At 70.2% G+C, this 2,406-nt stretch carries 1 pseudogene; it reads left to right on the top strand.

Annotated elements, in window-relative coordinates:
• Positions 1-255: 255 nt before the first annotated feature.
• Positions 256-2,406: pseudogene (locus tag E1265_RS35585) on the top strand (hypothetical protein); the annotation flags it as partial.

Genomic DNA, 2,406 nt, shown 5'->3' with positions numbered 1-2,406 from the left:
GCCTCGGCCCCCGCGGCCCGAGGGGGTGGCGGGGGTGGCGGAGGAGGCGGCGCGCCGGCGGGCGGCGGTGGACCGGCCACCGCCAAGAAGGAGGCTCCGCCGCCGGACGTCTCCCGGGCCGCTCCCGAGGCGGCGCTGGCGACCACGGCCGGCCTGAAGCCCCACCAGATGGCGCAGACCCTCCGTGGGGTCGACTCGGCCGTGGGCAATGCGGTAGGCCAGGAGCGGACCGCTCTCGAGGAGTCCCCGCCGTCCATGGAACGGCCGTCCGGTGCCCCGCAGACCCTGCAGGGCGATCCGACCGTCTCACCGCCCGGCGAGTACACCGGCGACAAGGTCGAGAAACTGGACGCGCCGGCCGGCGAGACCCCCGAGGTGGAGGGCGACCAGGGCCCGACCGGTGAGACGCCCGGCGAGGACATGGAGCCTCCCGGCTTCTTCGAGACGGTAGGCGGAATCGTCGGCGGCCTCATGGACGCCGTGGGCATCGACCTCGGCGGTCTGACCGACGCCCTGAGATCCATTCCCACGACCGACGACGGGCTGAAGGACGCGAAGGTCGGCCGCGCCGCCCCGGTGCCGCTCGAAGACGACACCGACCCGCAGCGAACCGACGAGCAGCAGAGCGAACTCAAGGACAAAAGTGCGGAGTTGAAGACCCAGGGCCGGGAGGACGCGGCCCAGCCGATGGGGGAGGACCAGATCTTCCCCACCGTGCCCGGCGAGACGCTGACCGGCGCGGGCGCCGGCGGCAGTGGCCAGGACCCGCAGCAGCAGGGCGCGGCCGGCGGGCCGGCCAGCCCCCAACTCCCCGCCGACGTCCTCGGGGCCGTCGCCGAGCACGAGCAGGGCCCGCAGATCCAGGCCGCGTTCGGCCAGGGCCAGGAGCGGATGCTCACCGAGAAGACGGCCAAGGACGAGGGCTTCCTGACCAAACAGCGCGAGCACGACCAGCGCGTCCAGGCCGAGATCGACGCCAACAGCAGCGAGCAGGAGAGCGTTCGCACCGGCGCGGCCACCGAGGTGGAGGACGCCCGCCAGCAATGGCAGCAGGAGCAGGACGAACAGCTCGCCGAGGTCGAGGAGGAGAGCGGCGCCGAGTACGAGCGCGTGCGTGACGACATCGAGACGAAGAAGACCGAGACCGACGACGAGGTCGAGACCACGACCCAGGAGGAGAACGACCGGATCCAGACCGAGAAGACCAAGGCCGAGACCGAGGCCCAGGAGACGCGCGACGAGGGCGAGGAGGAGTCGGGCAACTGGCTCAGCGAGGCGATCGACTGGATCAAGGAGCAGTTCAACAAGCTCAAGAACGCCATCGTCGAGGTCTTCAACGCGGCTCGCGAGGCCGTCGTCGGCATCATCGAGGAGTTCAAGCAGACCGTCTTCGACCTGATCGACGCGGCCCGCAACTTCATCGTCGACGCGATCAACGTCTTCGCGGACATCCTGATCGGCCTGGGCGACATCCTCCTCGCCGGCTTCCCCGAGCTGCGGGACAAGTGGCGCGACACGATCAACGGCGCGCGCGACGCGGCGATCGACACGGTGAACGACCTCGCGGACGGCCTGAAGGAGCGCATCGGCTCCTTCCTGGACGGCCTGGCCGCCGGCCTGACCGCCCTGCTCGACGTACTGGAGGCCGGCCTGCTGGCCGCTGTGGACGTCGTCGAGGGCGTCGTCACCACGGCCATGGAGATCGCCGGCGGCCTGCTGAGCGCCTACGGCGACCTGGCCGTGATCGCGGTCGACATCATGGCCGACCCCGGCGGCTGGATCGGCAAACTCGGCGCCTCGGCGGAGGACGGCGCCAAGAACCACCTCTTCAACGAGATCCAGAAGGGCGTCAAGCAGTGGGTCGCCGAGAAGATCCAGGAGATCCTCGGCCTCGACCAGGAGACCTTCCAGCTCCTCGTCAACGGCGGCATGACCGCCGAAGAAATGGTCGAGATGGCCTGGGAGGCCGCCCTCCCCCAACTGCCGATCATCATCGGGGAGCTGGTCATCACCAAGGTCGTCGCCAAGCTGATCCCCGGCGCCGGCTGGATCCTCGCCATCCTCGACGCCATCCAGACGGCGATCGGCGCGCTGGGCGCGATCCTGCGCGCCTTCCAACTCGTGTTGGCCTTCCTGAAAGCGGTCAAGGGCGGCGGCGCCGGCAAGCAGTTCGCCGTGGCCGTCGCGGCCGGCGTGGTGGCGCTCCTGGAACTCATCTACCAGGCGTTGGTCAGCGGCATCGCCAAGTACATGGGCAAGGTGACCGGTCGTCTGAAGTCCCGCGCCAACGACATGAAGCGCGACGGGGGCCCGAACGGCCGCGACGAACAGGACCGCCGCGAGACACAACAGACCCAGCAACAGGTCCGCAACGCGGAGCAGGACATGCGGACCCCACCCCCGGCC

Source organism: Streptomyces sp. 8K308, from assembly GCF_004348315.1.
Lineage (GTDB): Bacteria > Actinomycetota > Actinomycetes > Streptomycetales > Streptomycetaceae > Streptomyces.
The sequence above is the reverse complement of the archived record's forward strand: the minus strand, read 5'-3'. Positions and strand labels throughout refer to the sequence as shown.